Annotated in this window: 11 protein-coding genes; 5 read left to right on the top strand and 6 right to left on the bottom strand. The window is 64.1% G+C overall.

Features of this window, described 5'->3' with window-relative positions; translation table 11 throughout:
- Nucleotides 1-67: 67 nt before the first annotated feature.
- From AOP73_RS00055 to AOP73_RS00030, 6 genes are all read right to left on the bottom strand, one after another.
- Nucleotides 68-1,153: an ABC transporter ATP-binding protein gene (locus tag AOP73_RS00055; RefSeq protein ID WP_061962638.1), complete on the bottom strand. Its 1,086-nt coding sequence runs from the start codon at nt 1,151-1,153 to the stop codon at nt 68-70.
- A 2-nt stretch (nt 1,154-1,155) separates the two neighbouring features.
- Nucleotides 1,156-2,271, bottom strand: coding sequence for an ABC transporter permease (locus AOP73_RS00050; RefSeq protein ID WP_084626439.1), 1,116 nt, complete (start codon nt 2,269-2,271; stop codon nt 1,156-1,158).
- 2 nt (nt 2,272-2,273) lie between these two features.
- Entirely contained in the window at nt 2,274-3,254 is a 981-nt protein-coding gene (locus tag AOP73_RS00045; RefSeq protein ID WP_061962637.1) for an ABC transporter permease, read from the bottom strand.
- Entirely contained in the window at nt 3,254-4,327 is a 1,074-nt protein-coding gene (locus tag AOP73_RS00040; RefSeq protein ID WP_061962636.1) for an ABC transporter ATP-binding protein, read from the bottom strand. The genes AOP73_RS00045 and AOP73_RS00040 overlap by 1 nt, the downstream gene beginning before the upstream one ends.
- Before the next feature lie 91 nt (nt 4,328-4,418).
- Entirely contained in the window at nt 4,419-6,125 is a 1,707-nt protein-coding gene (locus tag AOP73_RS00035; protein WP_236683462.1) for an ABC transporter substrate-binding protein, read from the bottom strand.
- Nucleotides 6,126-6,230: 105 nt separating this feature from the next.
- On the bottom strand, nt 6,231-8,804 hold the full coding sequence (locus AOP73_RS00030; protein ID WP_236683461.1) for a beta-glucosidase family protein: 2,574 nt from the start codon (nt 8,802-8,804) through the stop codon (nt 6,231-6,233).
- 122 nt (nt 8,805-8,926) lie between these two features.
- Here AOP73_RS00030 and AOP73_RS00025 point away from each other — a divergent pair, with 122 nt between their 5' ends.
- From AOP73_RS00025 to gatB, 5 genes are all read left to right on the top strand, one after another.
- The gene (locus AOP73_RS00025; protein ID WP_061962634.1) at nt 8,927-9,568 is read left to right on the top strand and encodes a TetR/AcrR family transcriptional regulator; all 642 of its coding nucleotides are present in this window, start codon (nt 8,927-8,929) and stop codon (nt 9,566-9,568) included.
- Between the two features lie 162 nt (nt 9,569-9,730).
- On the top strand, nt 9,731-10,312 hold the full coding sequence (locus tag AOP73_RS00020; protein ID WP_084626438.1) for a GNAT family N-acetyltransferase: 582 nt from the start codon (nt 9,731-9,733) through the stop codon (nt 10,310-10,312).
- A 66-nt stretch (nt 10,313-10,378) separates the two neighbouring features.
- Nucleotides 10,379-10,678 carry an Asp-tRNA(Asn)/Glu-tRNA(Gln) amidotransferase subunit GatC gene (gene gatC / locus AOP73_RS00015; RefSeq protein WP_061962633.1) on the top strand — a complete coding sequence of 100 codons (300 nt, stop codon included), beginning with the start codon at nt 10,379-10,381 and terminating at the stop codon, nt 10,676-10,678.
- On the top strand, nt 10,675-12,198 hold the full coding sequence (gene gatA / locus AOP73_RS00010) for an Asp-tRNA(Asn)/Glu-tRNA(Gln) amidotransferase subunit GatA (RefSeq protein WP_061962632.1): 1,524 nt from the start codon (nt 10,675-10,677) through the stop codon (nt 12,196-12,198). Before gatC ends, gatA begins: the two co-directional genes overlap by 4 nt.
- Nucleotides 12,195-13,709, top strand: a complete 1,515-nt coding sequence (gene gatB / locus AOP73_RS00005) for an Asp-tRNA(Asn)/Glu-tRNA(Gln) amidotransferase subunit GatB (protein ID WP_061962631.1) — start codon at nt 12,195-12,197, stop codon at nt 13,707-13,709. The genes gatA and gatB overlap by 4 nt, the downstream gene beginning before the upstream one ends.
- The last annotated feature ends 344 nt before the right edge of the window (nt 13,710-14,053 follow it).

Genomic DNA, 14,053 nt, shown 5'->3' with positions numbered 1-14,053 from the left:
GCAACGCACAACTGCTCCGACACGCTCACCTCGCCTCAGCGGATGGTGTCCGCAGCGAGGCCGTTCCCTACTTTTGTGGCGCTTGAATCGCCAACTCGGCGGGTACTTCGCTGGCCTTGCCATCGTGAAGGTGGCACGCGACCAGACGTTCTGGTTCCGACATTTTGAGGGCGGTGCGCGAGAGCGCAGGGTCCTCGGTGCGGCAACGATCCATGACGAAGGGGCAGCGGTCAGCAAACCGGCAACCGGAGGGGAGTTTGGCCATGTCGGGAGGTGAACCGGGAATGCCCTGCAGTTCGCGACGCGGTCCGCGCAGGGGCGGGAAGGAATTGAGCAGGCCCCTGGTGTACGGGTGGCGGGGGCGCAAGTAGGCGTCCTTCGCGTCCGCCGCTTCGACAATCTCTCCCGCGTACATGATGGCGATGCGGTCGGCTACCTCTACGAGGAGCGAGACGTCGTGCGTGATGAAGATCACCGAGAATCCCAGGCGATCACGCAGGTCCGTGATCTCCTCGAGGATCTGGCGCTGCATCACCACGTCGAGTGCGGTGGTGGGCTCGTCCATGATCAGCAGCTCGGGCTCGAGCACCAGGGCCATGGCAATCATGACGCGCTGGCGCATGCCGCCGGAGAGTTGGTGGGGGTACGCCTTGAGACGGTCGGCGTTGATGCCCACCATCTCGAGGACGTAGGCCGCACGGTCACGAGCCTCCTGCTTGGTGGCGGTCTTGCCGTGCGCCTTGATCGCGTCGATCAGCTGCGTGCCGACCCGGTGAACCGGGTTGAGAGAGTTCATCGCGCCCTGGAACACGATCGCGAAGTCACGCCAGCGAGCGGTACGTAGATCCTTGTCGTTCAGCGTGAGAATGTCCGTCTTGACGCCGTCACGGCCGGTAAAGATCACCTCGCCGCCACGAATCACGCCTGGAGGGGGGAGCAGCCGGGTTGCCCCATAAGCCAGCGTGGACTTGCCACATCCGGACTCACCCGCGAGACCCAAGACCTCGCCGCGGTTGAGCGTGAGCGATACGTCCTGGAGGACGTGGGTGGGGTCGTCGCCGAACCCGTAGTCAACCGACAGGTTCTTGATCTCCAGGATGGGATCCGCGGCCTGGAGCGTCGCGTTGGTCAGCGCAGGGGCGGTGGTAGTCATCTCTAGCCCTTCACGTTCGTAGAAGCGGGGATTTCCCCGGAAGGCTCCGGGGCAAAGGAGTTGCCGCCGGGTGGACTGCCGGGTTGTGGCGTGGCAGCTACTCCGCCGTGCGTCGTGCCGCGGTCGATGGGAGTGAAACCAACGCGGGCCTGAACGCCACGCTTGCGGAGAACTCGCGCGTACCTGCCCGTGGAGCGCAGGCGTGGGTTCACGAACTCGTCAATTCCGAAGTTGATGAGCGCGAGCGCCACACCCACGGCGGCGATGCAGAGACCGGCGGGGACAAACCACCACCATGCGCCACGGGCGAGTGCCTGATTTCCCTGTGCCCAGTAGAGGATGGTTCCCCAGTTCCAGTCGGTGGGGGAGGTCACACCAATGAACGCGAGCGTGACTTGAGTCAGGATGGCGAAGGTCACGGTCGCGACAAAGCTGGACGCGATGATCGCGGTGAGGTTGGGAAGAATCTCTGCGAGGACAATGCGCCAGGTGGACTCCCCATTGGCGCGGGAGGCTTCGACGTAGTCGCGCTTGCGGTGGGACATGGTCTGTGCGCGCAGCACGCGAGCACCCCAGGCCCAAGCGGTCAGCGAGATGACCCCCGCAATGACTATCATTCCGCCGTCGAGTGAGCTGGCGATGATGATGAGCAACGGAAGCGCTGGTATCACCAGGAAGATGTTTGACAGTAGGGACAGACCCTCGTCGCTCCAGCCGCCTAGGTAGCCGGCGGTGACTCCAACAATCACCGCGAGGATGGTGGCGAGAACGCCGGCGGTGAAGCCCACAATCATGACGTAGCGGGTGCCCACCAGCAACTGAGAGAGGACGTCCTGTCCCAGGTGAGTGGTGCCCAACCAGTGCTCCCACGACGGCGGGGCGACGAGCTGGTCGCTGAAGGCATCGGGGTCGTAGGGGGCAATCCAGGGGCCGATGATCGCGATGATCACGAAGAAGCCCAGGATGATCATGCCGGTGATGGCCTTGGAGTTACGCAGGAAGACAAACTGCGAGCCCTTCTTGGGCTTGGGGGGTCCCTGCTTGGTGTGCGAGACGCCGGGCGCGTCCGGACGTGGGAGCTCCTGTGGTTCCAGGTTGTTGGTGTCGACAGTAGTCATGATTAACCTTCCTGCCTAGTGCGTGGATCGAGGAATGCGTAGACCACGTCGGCCATCATGTTCGCGACGAGAATCGCGAGCGTAATGACGAGGAAGCAGCCCTGCATCAATGGATAGTCACTGGCGGTCACGGCCTGATAGAGCACAAAGCCGATGCCGGGATAAGAGAAGACCATCTCCATGACCAGCGTTCCACCCACGATGAAGCCGAGCGCGAGAGCGAAACTGGAGATCTGCGGCAGTACCGCGTTGCGCGCCGCGTAGCTGACCATGACGCGACGCTCCTTGAGTCCCTTGGCCTGAGCCACGGTGACGTAGTCCTCGGAGCTGACCGTCACCATCATGTTGCGCATGCCCAGGATCCAACCGGAGATGGATGACACGACGATGGTGAGCGCGGGCAGGATTCCGTGCCACAGCACCGAACTGATGAATTCCCAGTTCCAGGCGGGAATCAGGCCCGGTTGGTAGCCCTTGGAGGCGGGGAAGAAGTCCCAGGTCACGGCGAAGAGCAGGATAGCGATCAGGCCGAACCAGAAGTAGGGCACGGCGGAGAAGAAGGTCGCGACTGGGAGTACCGCATCGGCTTTGGTGCCGCGGCGCCAGCCAATGAGCGTTCCCACGGTCGTGCCGAGAATCACGCTGAGGATGGTGGCGATGCCGACCAAACCCACCGTCCAGGGCAGCGACTGCTGAATCACGGAGCTCACGGGAGTGGGGAAGAAGGCGAACGACAGCCCCAGGTCGCCGTGGAAGAGCTGGTTCCAATAGGAGGTGTACTGCTCCCACAGGCTCTGACCGTTGTCGAGACCAAAGAGCACCTTGAGCGAGTTGATCGCGTCGGGGCTGATCTGGCCGCCGGACTTGATGATCAGGGAGGAAACGGGGTCCCCCGGCATCATGCGCGGAAGGAAGAAGTTAAGCGTGACGGCAGCCCATGCGGTGACGATGTAGAAGATGCCGCGGCGAATGAAGAAGCGCATCAGATGGTCTCCTTGACGGACTTGGCGACGCCGGAGACGTCTGGCTTGTTGTCGCGGTCCGAATAGCCCCAGCAGCGTGCGGCGCGGTCATCGCCGGGCACGTTGAACAGGTCAGGGGTCTCTGAACGGCATAGGTCGTTGGCGAAGGGGCAGCGAGCCGCGAACCGGCAGCCGGGAGGGGGCGACACGAGTGAGGGCGCCTCGCCGGAAGTCGAGCGTTCGGTGCGAGCCGGCGCATCGGGGTCCGGCGCCGAGTCGATCAGCAGCCGTGTATACGGGTGAGCGGGAGTCTGGGTGATGTCCTCGCTGGGACCCTGCTCGACAATCTGACCCGCGTACATCACCATCGTGCGGTCCGCGAAGTAGCGCGCGGAGGCGATGTCGTGCGTGATGTAGAGGATGGCGACGTGCATGTCGTCGCGCAGCGTCTTGAGGAGGTTCAGGATCCCCAGGCGGATGGATACGTCGAGCATCGAGATGGGCTCATCGGCTAGGAGGACGTCGGGGTCTGCGGCGAGGGCACGTGCGATCGCGACGCGCTGACGCTGACCGCCAGAGAGTTCGTGGGGAAACTTGTCGATGTAGCGGTCCACCGGCGTGAGCTGGACGCGGGCGAGGAGTTCTTCGAGCGCCGCTTCCAACTTGTCGCCACGGAGGTTGCCCTTGTGGATCCGGACGCTTCGCGTGAGGGTGTAGCGAATGGTGTGAATGGGGTTGAGGGAGCCGAACGGATCCTGGAAGATCATCTGGACGCGCTTGGAGTGGCGGCGGAATGCGCGCCTGCCACGGCCGTCAACGCTCTTGTCACTCAGGCGGATGTCGCCGCTCGTGCGGTGGATCAGCAGCGAAAGGAGTTTGGCGATGGTGGATTTGCCCGAGCCGGACTCGCCCACCAGCGCCACGACGGAGCCGCGTGTCAGTTCAAGGTCGACCCCGTCGACGGCGTGCACTGCCTTGCCGCGGGCCAGGCCGCGCAATGGGAAGTGCTTCGTCAGGCCCTGGGCCCGGAGGACGACGTCGCCGGCCGTCTCGACCGCGGCGGCACTGCCGGCGGGAGGAGTGTCTGTAGGCATTCGCTTTCCTTGCAAAGTATTGGAGTGAATCGTTGGTGACACCAGAGTGCGGCGGGGGCGGACTCTTACGAGCCCGCCCCCACCGTTGTTGCTAGTCGGTCGCGGGCTTCAGCTTCATAAGAATCTGAGAGGCCTGCGGGCCGGTCGGCTGTGCCTGGTTGTACGGGTCCTCATCCGAGGGCCATCCGGTGTAGTACTTCGAGGAGTACTCGGCGGATGCGGGACGTCCACGGACGATGATCGCGGGCTGGTCCTCAACGAAGCGCTTCTGGACGATGTCCATCGCTTCCTGGCGAACCGAGTCCTCGGATGCGCTCGAGAAGTCAGCAAGTGCCTTGGTGGCCTCGTCGTTGTTGTAACGACCGAAGTTCCAGTTGGCGGCTTCACCCTGCGGCAGGTAGTAAGCGCCATCCATGATGTCGCTGTACATGTCGTAAGGCGTCGGGCCACCATCGGTCCAGTGCAGCGATGCCTGGAAGTCACCAGCGGCGATGTCTCCGAACCAGGAGTCAGCGTCGGGGGTGTCGACCGTAGCCTCGATACCAATCTGGCTCGCCATGTCGGCAATCTGCTGAAGGGTGGTGACGTAGTCGTTCCAACCAGCGGGGTCGGTCAGCGTGAAGGTGACCTGCTCGCCGTCCTTGTCGAACAGCTTGTCGCCCTCGTAGGTGTAGCCGGCGTCGGTCAGGACCTTCTTGGCGCCCTCGACATCAACCGAGTACTCCTTGCCCTCGTACTCGGATGAGATGAACGCGTTGCCGGCAGGCGTCGGCATACCGGTGATCGAGGTGACCTCCGGGAAGGCCTTCTCCGAACCGATGTTGTAGATCGCGTTGCGATCAGTCACCATGCTGAGTGCCTGGCGGACGGCCACGTCGTTGAACGGCTTGGTCTCGTTGTTGAGGTAGAGCACGTCGACTGCCAGACCGGAGGGAGTCCAGAAGTGGTTGTGCTCCGGGTCCTTGGCGATGTAGACGTTCTCGTAGTCCGAGATGTTCGTCCAGCCCCACTGCAGTTCGCCGGCAACGAGGGCCGTCGTCATGGCTGCGTTGTCCGTGTAGGACGTGTACAGCAGTTCGGGAGCCGCAGGAGTGCCGCCCCAGTAGTCAGCGTTGGGAACGAGCTTGACGGCTTCAGGGGTCCAGTTCTCAAGGACGTAGGGGCCGGTTCCGATCGGGTCCTGGTTGAGGTCGGTCGTCGGGTCGGCGATGCCTTCCCAGATGTGCTTGGGCACGATGAACGTGTTGAGCACGCGGTTGGCCTTGACGAACACGGGCTGCGTGAAGCCAACGGTCACGGTGTTGCCGTCGACGGTGATGTCGCCATAAGGCAGTGCAGTGTTGTTGAGTGCCTCGTTGTCCTTGCGGATCTGGAACGAGAACGCAACGTCATCGGCCGTCAGCGGGGTGCCATCCGACCAGTTGACGCCGTCACGAACGGTGAACGTCACGGACGAGTAGTCCTCGTTCCACGCAGCGTCGGTCGCGAGCCACGGCTCCGGAGGGGTGTCCGAGATGTCCGTCACCTGGAATAGGGGCTCGTAGATCGCGTATGCGTAGCCGAGCGACTGTGCCGACGACGTGTTTACGAACGGGTTCGAGTTGTCGGTCTGGGTGCCGTTTGGCATACCAATGGTCAGTGCCTCGGTGCCGACAGCAGCACCCGCGCTAGCGGATTCGCTGTTCGAAGGCGCGGGGGAGTTGCTGCTCTCCTCGGACGAGTCCGAAGAGCAACCTGCAACAACCAATGCGGTGGCGAGCCCTAGGGCTACGGCCGGGATTAGTCGGTTAGACATCATGTACCTCTCTGTGACGTGATGCGGATCTTATTTTAGGTGAGCAGTTGGCTACTCGATGTGGTGATACTTCGAAGCCAGCGAGTGCCAACTCCTTGTACCCGTTCGTCAGGCGGAAGGAGCCGTCTGACTGGGGGCGCTTGCCTCCCTCGGTTTCTCGCGCACCGCGGGTGCGGTGCCACCGTGGGAGGGAAGATTAATGAGGGTGCGCGTCCGGAGATCTCGGACGGAGCGGCCCAAGGCGATCGCGTATTCGCCCTCAGGCAGCACCCAGGCGTGGGATGCGGTGTCCCAGACCTCGAAGGTGCGGCGGGGCAGTCGCACCGAGACGGTCGAGGTCTCGCCGGAGCCAATGCTGATGCGCTCGAATCCGCCGAGCCAACGAATGGGGCGCTCGATGCCCGCTGGGCTGGGCGAGGGAGCCTCGACGTAGGCCTGTACGACTTCAGCGCCCTCGCGACTTCCGGTGTTGGTGACGGACAGCGTCACGGTGACCGTGCCATCGTCCGCCACACGGGCCGATGCCTCGGTACCGTAGTCGAAGTCGGTCCAGCCGAGGCCGTGGCCGAAGGGGGCGGCCGGAGTCTTCTCGGTGCGCTCCCATTCGCGGTAGCCCACATGGACGCCCTCGGGGTAGTGCAGCACCATGTCGGCGTCGGGTGCAGTGTTCATGATGGGCACGTCCGACTCGGAGGAGGGTAGCGTCCAGGGCAGGCGGCCCGCAGGCTCGGTCTTTCCCGTGATGACGTCGGCCACGGCGTTGCCGCACTCCTGACCAGGGAACCAGGACCAGAGAACTGTCTTGGCCTCGTTGAGCCAGGGCAGCAGCACGGGTGCGCCGGCGTTGACGACCACGATCGCATCGGGGGCGACCTCGAGAACTCGGCGCACGAGCTCGTCCTGGCGTCCCGGAAGTGCCAGGCTCACGCGGTCCCAGCCCTCGGACTCAACCTCGGAATTGGTGCCGACCACCAGCACCGTCAGGTCGGCGTTGCGGGCGGCCTCGACGGCCTCGACGATCTCATCTTCGATGGAGGGACCGGGGCGAGCGTGACGGAAGTCGGCGCGCACCCAGCGGCCGTAGCCGCCCGCGTTGACGGTCTTGAGTTCCACGCGGACGCGCACCGTGCGGGGCTCGTCGATCGTGATCGTGAGGCCCGAGCCGATGGGGGAGTTGGCGCTGGAGTCGAGGATGACGTTGGCGTCCACCTCAACGTGAGACTCGGAGACGAGCGTGCCGTCGATGAAGATACGGTGTGCGCCGACGACTCCGACGTCGATGCGGTGCTCGCCAGACTCGCGCAGGGCGAGATTGGTCTCGAGGACGACGTCGGTGCAGTCGGCGGACGGGTCGCTGTGCCAGCCAGACCAGGTCGGGTTGACCAGTGCCGAGACGATCTCGCCAGCGGTGTTCAGCTCGGTGACAGCAATTCCCGCCTCACCGGTGACGGGGTCGGTGGCGTCCCGTGTGAGATCCGCGGGCGGCGTGTGGACCAATGCGGAACCGCCACGCAGGAGCGTGATGTCGGCGTTGGGGAAGGCTTCGGTGAGGCCTGACGTGGGGCTGACCACGTAGTGCGGGTGCACCGTCGAACTGCCGCCACCCAAAACATAGGCGTTGACGGCGTTCGGGCCGATGAGTGCGATGCTGGCGACGTCTGCTGCGTCTACTACATAGTCCTTGCCACGGCGTAGAACCACGGTGGCCTCGGCGGCGAGCTTGCGCAGGAACTCCGCATCGTCGGGACGCGAGGGCGCGGGAATCGCGTCACCGAAACCGCCGGTGCGCTCCGCGAGCAAAAGAATGCGGGCGACCTTGTCGTCGATGACGCTTTCGTCGACGTCGCCGCGACGCACGGCCTCGAGGAGGTTGTCCTCCCACGGGCCTCCGGGGCCGGGCATCACGAGGTCGAGGCCGCCGTTGGCCGATTCGACGGTGGTGTTCGTGGCCATCCAGTCGCTGAGGACGACGCCATCGAAGCCCCACTCGCCCTTGAGGACGTCGTTGTTGAGGTGACCGTGTTCCGTCATGGGGGCGGCCTCGTCGCCGGCGTCGGCGCCGTTGTATGCGGCCATGACCGACCACACACCGACGTCGGTGACGAGGTGCTCGAACGGTGCCATGTAGATCTCGCGCAGTGCCTGCTCGGGGACTCGCGACGTGTACTCGGTGCGGTAGTTCTCCGAGTCGTTGGCCACGTAGTGCTTGACGCAGGCCGCGACGCCGGCTTCCTGCATGGCGCTCACCGCTGCTGCCGCGATCTGAGTGGTGAGATACGGATCCTCGGAGTAGCACTCAAAGTGACGGCCGCCGATGGGCGTGCGCTGGATGTTGACCTGTGGCGCGAGGACGATGTCTACGCCGAGCCGACGGGCCTCAGTGGCGAACATGGTGCCTGCGCGGCGAGCAGCGTCGAGGTTCCAGGTCGCTGCGAGGCCGCTGGGGGAAGGCATGAGAAGGCTGGTTGCTCCGGGGATTTCGCCCGTGCCGCGCACGCCCACGGGGCCGTCGGAGATCGCGAGTGAGCGGAGACCAATCTGGGGCATTGCGTAGAGACGCCATGCGGTCTGTCCCGTGAGCAGGCGCACCTTGTCTTCGAGGCTGAGGGCAGCCACAAGCGGTGCAATGGACTCACCGGCAGTGTTACTGGCGGCAAGTGCATCCTGGGACTTCGTCGTCACGTTTTCTTCTCCACGTTCACTTCGTTGGGCGGGACAGTTGGAACCTTACTTACTCGTTAGTAAGTTTGGCAACTCTCCGAGCCAAAGTCACCAAACCGTTATGTTTCCGTTACTGTGGCGGCATGACTGAAAGCGCAACGTCGCGGGTGGCCAAGCCGCGAGAAGAGACCCTCAGAAAGCGCGAGGAGATCCTGAGCGCTGCCATGGTGGTGTTCGGAAATAAGGGCTACAAGAACGGCTCGCTAGCGGAGATCGCCGAGCAGGTAGGCATGACTCACGCAGGGGTTTTGCATCATTTTGGGTCCAAGGACCAGTTGTTGCTTGAGGTGCTGCTCTATCGTGACCGCACGGACGTCGAGCACATCGAAGGGCAGCACATTCCCGACGGACTGGAGCTCTTCAACCACCTCGTCCGCACCGCCAGAATGAACGAAGAGCGCCCTGGAATCGTCCAAGCCTTCGCCGTGCTGTCCTCCGAGTCGGTGACGGATAACCACCCCGCCAAACAGTTCTTTATCGAGCGCTACGAAACCCTGCGCGGCGAGGTCCGGGCTGCGCTGTTGGCGGTATGCGACCCCAGCGATCAGCCCTCGGATGATGAAATTGATTACGCAGTCAACGGCGTGATCGCGGTGATGGACGGCCTCCAGATTCAGTGGCTCCTGTCGCCCGACGTGGTGAAGCTTGCGGACTCATCGGCCTTCGCTATCAATGCGATTTTGTCCTCGGTCGTGTCCGGCCACACGCGGCGCATCATCAGTTAGTTCGGGTCCCGCGTGCGACTCGCTGGCCTAAAGATGGCGCAAGCGAACAGCGCGGTCTAGATTGGTGGCAAAGGTTTCACCAACGACGGGCAATGTCCGCGAAATAGGTGGGGGCGCGATGAGCAAAGTGAGCGGTCGCCACCTCCAGACGAGGAGAGTCCAATGACCGAATCAATACGCGAGGTCTCACCCAACGAGTCGAGCCGTATCGCAGAGATTGGCGAACTCACTGCATTGGCCTACTTGGCCGATGGCCTCGTCGATCAGGCTCACCCGTACCTGGCCGCCCTTCGCGATGCGCAGGCGCGTGCCGAGAGCGCGCACCTCCTCATGATGTCCGATGGTGAGGCCGGCGCCGGCGCAATCGTTGGCACGTTGACCGTCGTCGCCCCAGGCAGCCCCTTTATCGAAGTAGCCGGCGAGGATGAGTTTGAGTTCCGCATGCTGGCCGTCTCTCCTATTGAACGGGGACGTGGCCTAGGGGCCAAGCTCACCAGAGCGGGAATGGACTTTGCCGTCGAACGCGGCGCCAAGCGCATTGTGTTGTCGACGATGGCGCACATGCACCCGGCGCATCGTCTCTACGAGCGGCTTGGGTTCGAACGACGTGAGGACCTGGACTGGGTCGTCATCGACCATCCTGACGGCTCGGTTACGCGCGTGCCGGCAGCAGAAGCCGCCGGCGTCGCCGGAGCGGCGGACCGAGGCATCCAGCTCATTGGCTATTCCTGGGAGCCGAAGTAAACCGCGCCGTACCCGTGGCCGCAACTGCCGACTGATGCGCGGTGGCTTAACCATTAGACTCGCCTCATGTCTTCCCTTGAACGCTCCGATGTGGCGCGCCTCGCGGCGCTGGCCCGCATCGACATGACCGACCAGGACCTCGACCGCATGGCGGGTCAACTCTCCGCGATTGTGGACGCCGTCGCCAAGGTGGCCGAGGTCGCCGACTCGGATGTGGTCGCGACTTCGCACCCCATTCCGATGGCGAACGTCCATCGCGAGGACGTGGTGCGCCCGTCTCTGACGCAGGAACAGGCGCTTGCTGGGGCACCCGCCGCTGAGGACGGTCGCTTCCGTGTGCCGCAGATCCTGGGGGAGGAAGCATGAGCGATCTCACCCGTATGACGGCTGCACAGATGGCCGATGCGATGGCAGCGGGGGAGATCACTTCCGTTCAGTTGACGCAGGCACACCTGGACCGGATCGGCGCCGTTGATGGCGACGTGCACGCGTTCCTTCACATCGATGCCGAGGGCGCACTGGCGACCGCGGCCGCCGTGGATGCTGACCGTGCGGCTGGCGTCGAGCTCCCCGCGCTCGCGGGCGTGCCGATTGCCCTCAAGGACCTGCTCGTCACGAAGGGTCTGCCCACGACGGCTGGCTCCAAGATTCTTGAGGGATGGATCCCGCCCTACGACGCCACAGTCACGCGCAAGGTTCGCGAGGCCCGCATGCCGATCCTCGGCAAGACCAACCTCGACGAGTTCGCGATGGGCTCCTCCACCGAGTACTCGGGTTACGGTCCCACGCACAACCCCTGGGACCTCGAGCGAATCCCGGGCGGCTCTGGTGGCGGTAGTGCGGCCGCGCTGGCCGCGTGGGAGGCACCGCTGGCGGTGGGTTCAGACACCGGTGGTTCCATCCGCCAGCCCGCGTCCGTCACCGGCACCGTGGGCGTCAAGCCTACGTATGGTGGCGTCTCGCGTTTTGGCGCGATCGCGCTGGCGTCTTCACTCGACCAACTCGGCCCCTGTGCCCGCACCGTGCTCGACACGGCGCTGTTGCACGAGGTCATGGGTGGGCACGACGACATGGATGCGACCTCGCTCAACGAGCCTGTGCCTGGAGTGGTGGCCGCCGCCCGCGAAGGTGCGCTCGGCGACCTGACGGGAGTGCGCATCGGCGTCGTGAAGGAATTGCGTGGCGACGACTCGGGAGAGGGCGGCGGCTACCAAGCCGGTGTCAAGCAGCGCTTCCAGGAGAGCCTCGACAAGTTGCAGTCGGCGGGCGCGGAGATCGTGGAGGTCTCGTGCCCACACTTCGAGTACGCGCTCGCGGCGTACTACCTGATCCTGCCGTCGGAAGCCTCAAGCAACCTCGCCAAGTTCGACTCGGTGCGATTCGGACTGCGCGTGGAGACCGGTACGGTCGAGCGGACCATGGCCGCGACGCGTGCCGAGGGCTTCGGCGATGAAGTGAAGCGCCGCATCATGCTCGGCACCTACGCGTTGAGTGCCGGCTTCTACGACGCCTACTACGGCTCGGCGCAGAAGGTGCGCACGCTGGTCCAAAAGGACTTCGCCGCGGCATTCCAGTTGGCCGACGTCTTGGTGTCGCCGACCACCCCCACCACGCCGTTCAAGCTGGGAGAGCGCATCGACGATCCGCTGGCGATGTATCTCAACGATGTCGCCACCATTCCCGCCAACCTCGCGGGAATCCCCGGCATGTCACTGCCCTCCGGCATGGCGCCGGAGGATGGCTTGCCCACCGGTTTCCAGATTCTGGCTCCCGCACACGAGGACGCACGCCTCTATCGCGTCGGTGCCGCGCTCGAGGCCGCCCTCGCCGCCGAATGGGGTGGTTCGTTGATGGACCAAGCCCCCGAACTGGAGGTCCGCTCATGAGCTACACGTACGAGTCCGCGACGCGCGACTTCGACCCGGTTTTCGGCATCGAGGTCCACGTGGAGTTGAACACCAAGACCAAGATGTTCTGTGGTTGTGCCAACGAGTTCGGTGCTGAGCCCAACACCCAAGTGTGCCCGGTTTGCCTGGGCTTGCCCGGTGCGATGCCCGTGCCCAACCAGAAGGCCATCGAGAGTGCGATTCGCCTGGGGCTTTCTTTGGGCTGCTCGATTCGCGAGTCGAGCCGTTTCGCGCGCAAGAACTACTTCTACCCGGACCTGTCCAAGGACTACCAGATCTCGCAGTTTGACGAGCCCACGTGCTACGAAGGCGAACTCGAGGTGGTGCTGGACGATGGCACCGCGGTCATGATCGGCATCGAGCGTGCTCACATCGAGGAGGACGCAGGTAAGAACACCCACAAGGGCGGCTCGGGAGGGATCCAGGGCGCCGACTACTCGCTGGTCGACTACAACCGTGGCGGCGTGCCGCTGGTCGAAATCGTGACCCACCCCATCGAAGGCATGGGAAACCGCACCGCAGAGGTGGCCCGCGCCTATGTCGCGACCATTCGCGACATCGTCAAAGCACTCGGTATTTCCGATGGACGCATGGAGCAGGGGTCGGTTCGCGCCGACGTCAACCTTTCGCTCCGTGCCAAGGCGGCCGATGGCGAGGATCAGTCGGCGATCGAGTTCGGCAAGCGTTCGGAGACAAAGAACGTGAACTCGCTGCGCGCGATCGAGAATGCAATTCACCACGAGGCCGGCCGTCAGGCGGATCTGCTCAGCGCGGGCAAGCCCGTGGTGCAGGAAACTCGCCACTGGCACGAGGACACCAAGTCCACGACTCCCGGGCGGTCCAAGGAGCAGGCGGAGGACTACCGTTACTTCCCGGAGCCGGACATGCTTCCCGTGCAGCCGTCCCGTGAGTGGGTCGAAGAGTTGCGCGCCACCATTCCTGAGCACCCTGCCAAGATGCGTAAGCGTCTGCAGGCTGACTGGGGATTCGCGGATATGGAGATGCGCGACGCGATCAACGCCGACGCTCTTGATCTGATCGCGGACACCGTCGCCGCCGGCGCCAAGCCGCAGGCAGCGCGCAAGTGGTGGATGGGTGAGCTCGCCCGTATCGCCAACGAGCGCGACGTCGCCATCGCGACTCTTCCCGTCACTCCCCAGGACATCGCGGAGCTCCAGGGACTTGTCGAGGCGGGCACGCTGAACGACAAGCTTGCACGCCAGGCGCTCGAGGGTGTGTTGGCGGGTGAGGGATCCCCTAAGGCCGTTGTTGAGTCCCGCGGGCTCGAGATTGTGTCCGACGACTCGGCCCTAGAGGCTGCGGTCGACGAGGCCCTCGCGGCTCAACCCGACGTCCTGGCGAAGCTACAAGACGGCAAGATCCAGGCTGCGGGTGCGATTGTGGGTGCTGTCATGAAGATCACGCGCGGTCAGGCCGATGCCGGTCGTGTTCGCGAGATTATCTTGCAGCGCGCTGGAGTCAGCGAATAGCGGCATAGGAACGACGAGAGCTGTAGAGAGAAGAGTGCCGGGGCTGCGGAGCCCCGGCACTCTTTTGCTTTGCACAGGCGCGTGCAGGATGCGCGAGCCCCGGCACTGCACACTGGCGTTTCAAACGGAACCACAGCCTTGCCTTCGGCCATTCCCCACTAACGCGCCATCGATGATGGAAACTGGCGAGAAAAGATTTCTCATCAGTTTGGCGTGGGAGCAGGTGCAGCGGCAGGCCGGAGGCCGGCAATTGTAGTGAAATGTGGGCACTTACCTGGAGTTATTCGGTCGAGGTTGCGTCGACACGCCCGGGGGGTTGGCGATTTGACGGTTTGTTCATCTGC

Source organism: Demequina aurantiaca (assembly GCF_000975135.1).
Taxonomy (GTDB): domain Bacteria; phylum Actinomycetota; class Actinomycetes; order Actinomycetales; family Demequinaceae; genus Demequina; species Demequina aurantiaca.
The sequence above is the reverse complement of the archived record's forward strand: the minus strand, read 5'-3'. Positions and strand labels throughout refer to the sequence as shown.

Excerpts from the sequence above, each read along its gene's own strand:
- AOP73_RS00055 (WP_061962638.1), bottom strand. The coding sequence starts at position 1,153 with ATGACTACCACCGCCCCTGCGCTGACCAACGCGACGCTCCAGGCCGCG.
- AOP73_RS00050 (WP_084626439.1), bottom strand. The coding sequence starts at position 2,271 with ATGACTACTGTCGACACCAACAACCTGGAACCACAGGAGCTCCCACGT.
- AOP73_RS00045 (WP_061962637.1), bottom strand. The coding sequence starts at position 3,254 with ATGCGCTTCTTCATTCGCCGCGGCATCTTCTACATCGTCACCGCATGG.
- AOP73_RS00040 (WP_061962636.1), bottom strand. The coding sequence starts at position 4,327 with ATGCCTACAGACACTCCTCCCGCCGGCAGTGCCGCCGCGGTCGAGACG.
- AOP73_RS00035 (WP_236683462.1), bottom strand. The coding sequence starts at position 6,125 with ATGATGTCTAACCGACTAATCCCGGCCGTAGCCCTAGGGCTCGCCACC.
- AOP73_RS00025 (WP_061962634.1), top strand. The coding sequence starts at position 8,927 with ATGACTGAAAGCGCAACGTCGCGGGTGGCCAAGCCGCGAGAAGAGACC.
- AOP73_RS00020 (WP_084626438.1), top strand. The coding sequence starts at position 9,731 with ATGACCGAATCAATACGCGAGGTCTCACCCAACGAGTCGAGCCGTATC.
- gatC (WP_061962633.1), top strand. The coding sequence starts at position 10,379 with ATGTCTTCCCTTGAACGCTCCGATGTGGCGCGCCTCGCGGCGCTGGCC.
- gatA (WP_061962632.1), top strand. The coding sequence starts at position 10,675 with ATGAGCGATCTCACCCGTATGACGGCTGCACAGATGGCCGATGCGATG.
- gatB (WP_061962631.1), top strand. The coding sequence starts at position 12,195 with ATGAGCTACACGTACGAGTCCGCGACGCGCGACTTCGACCCGGTTTTC.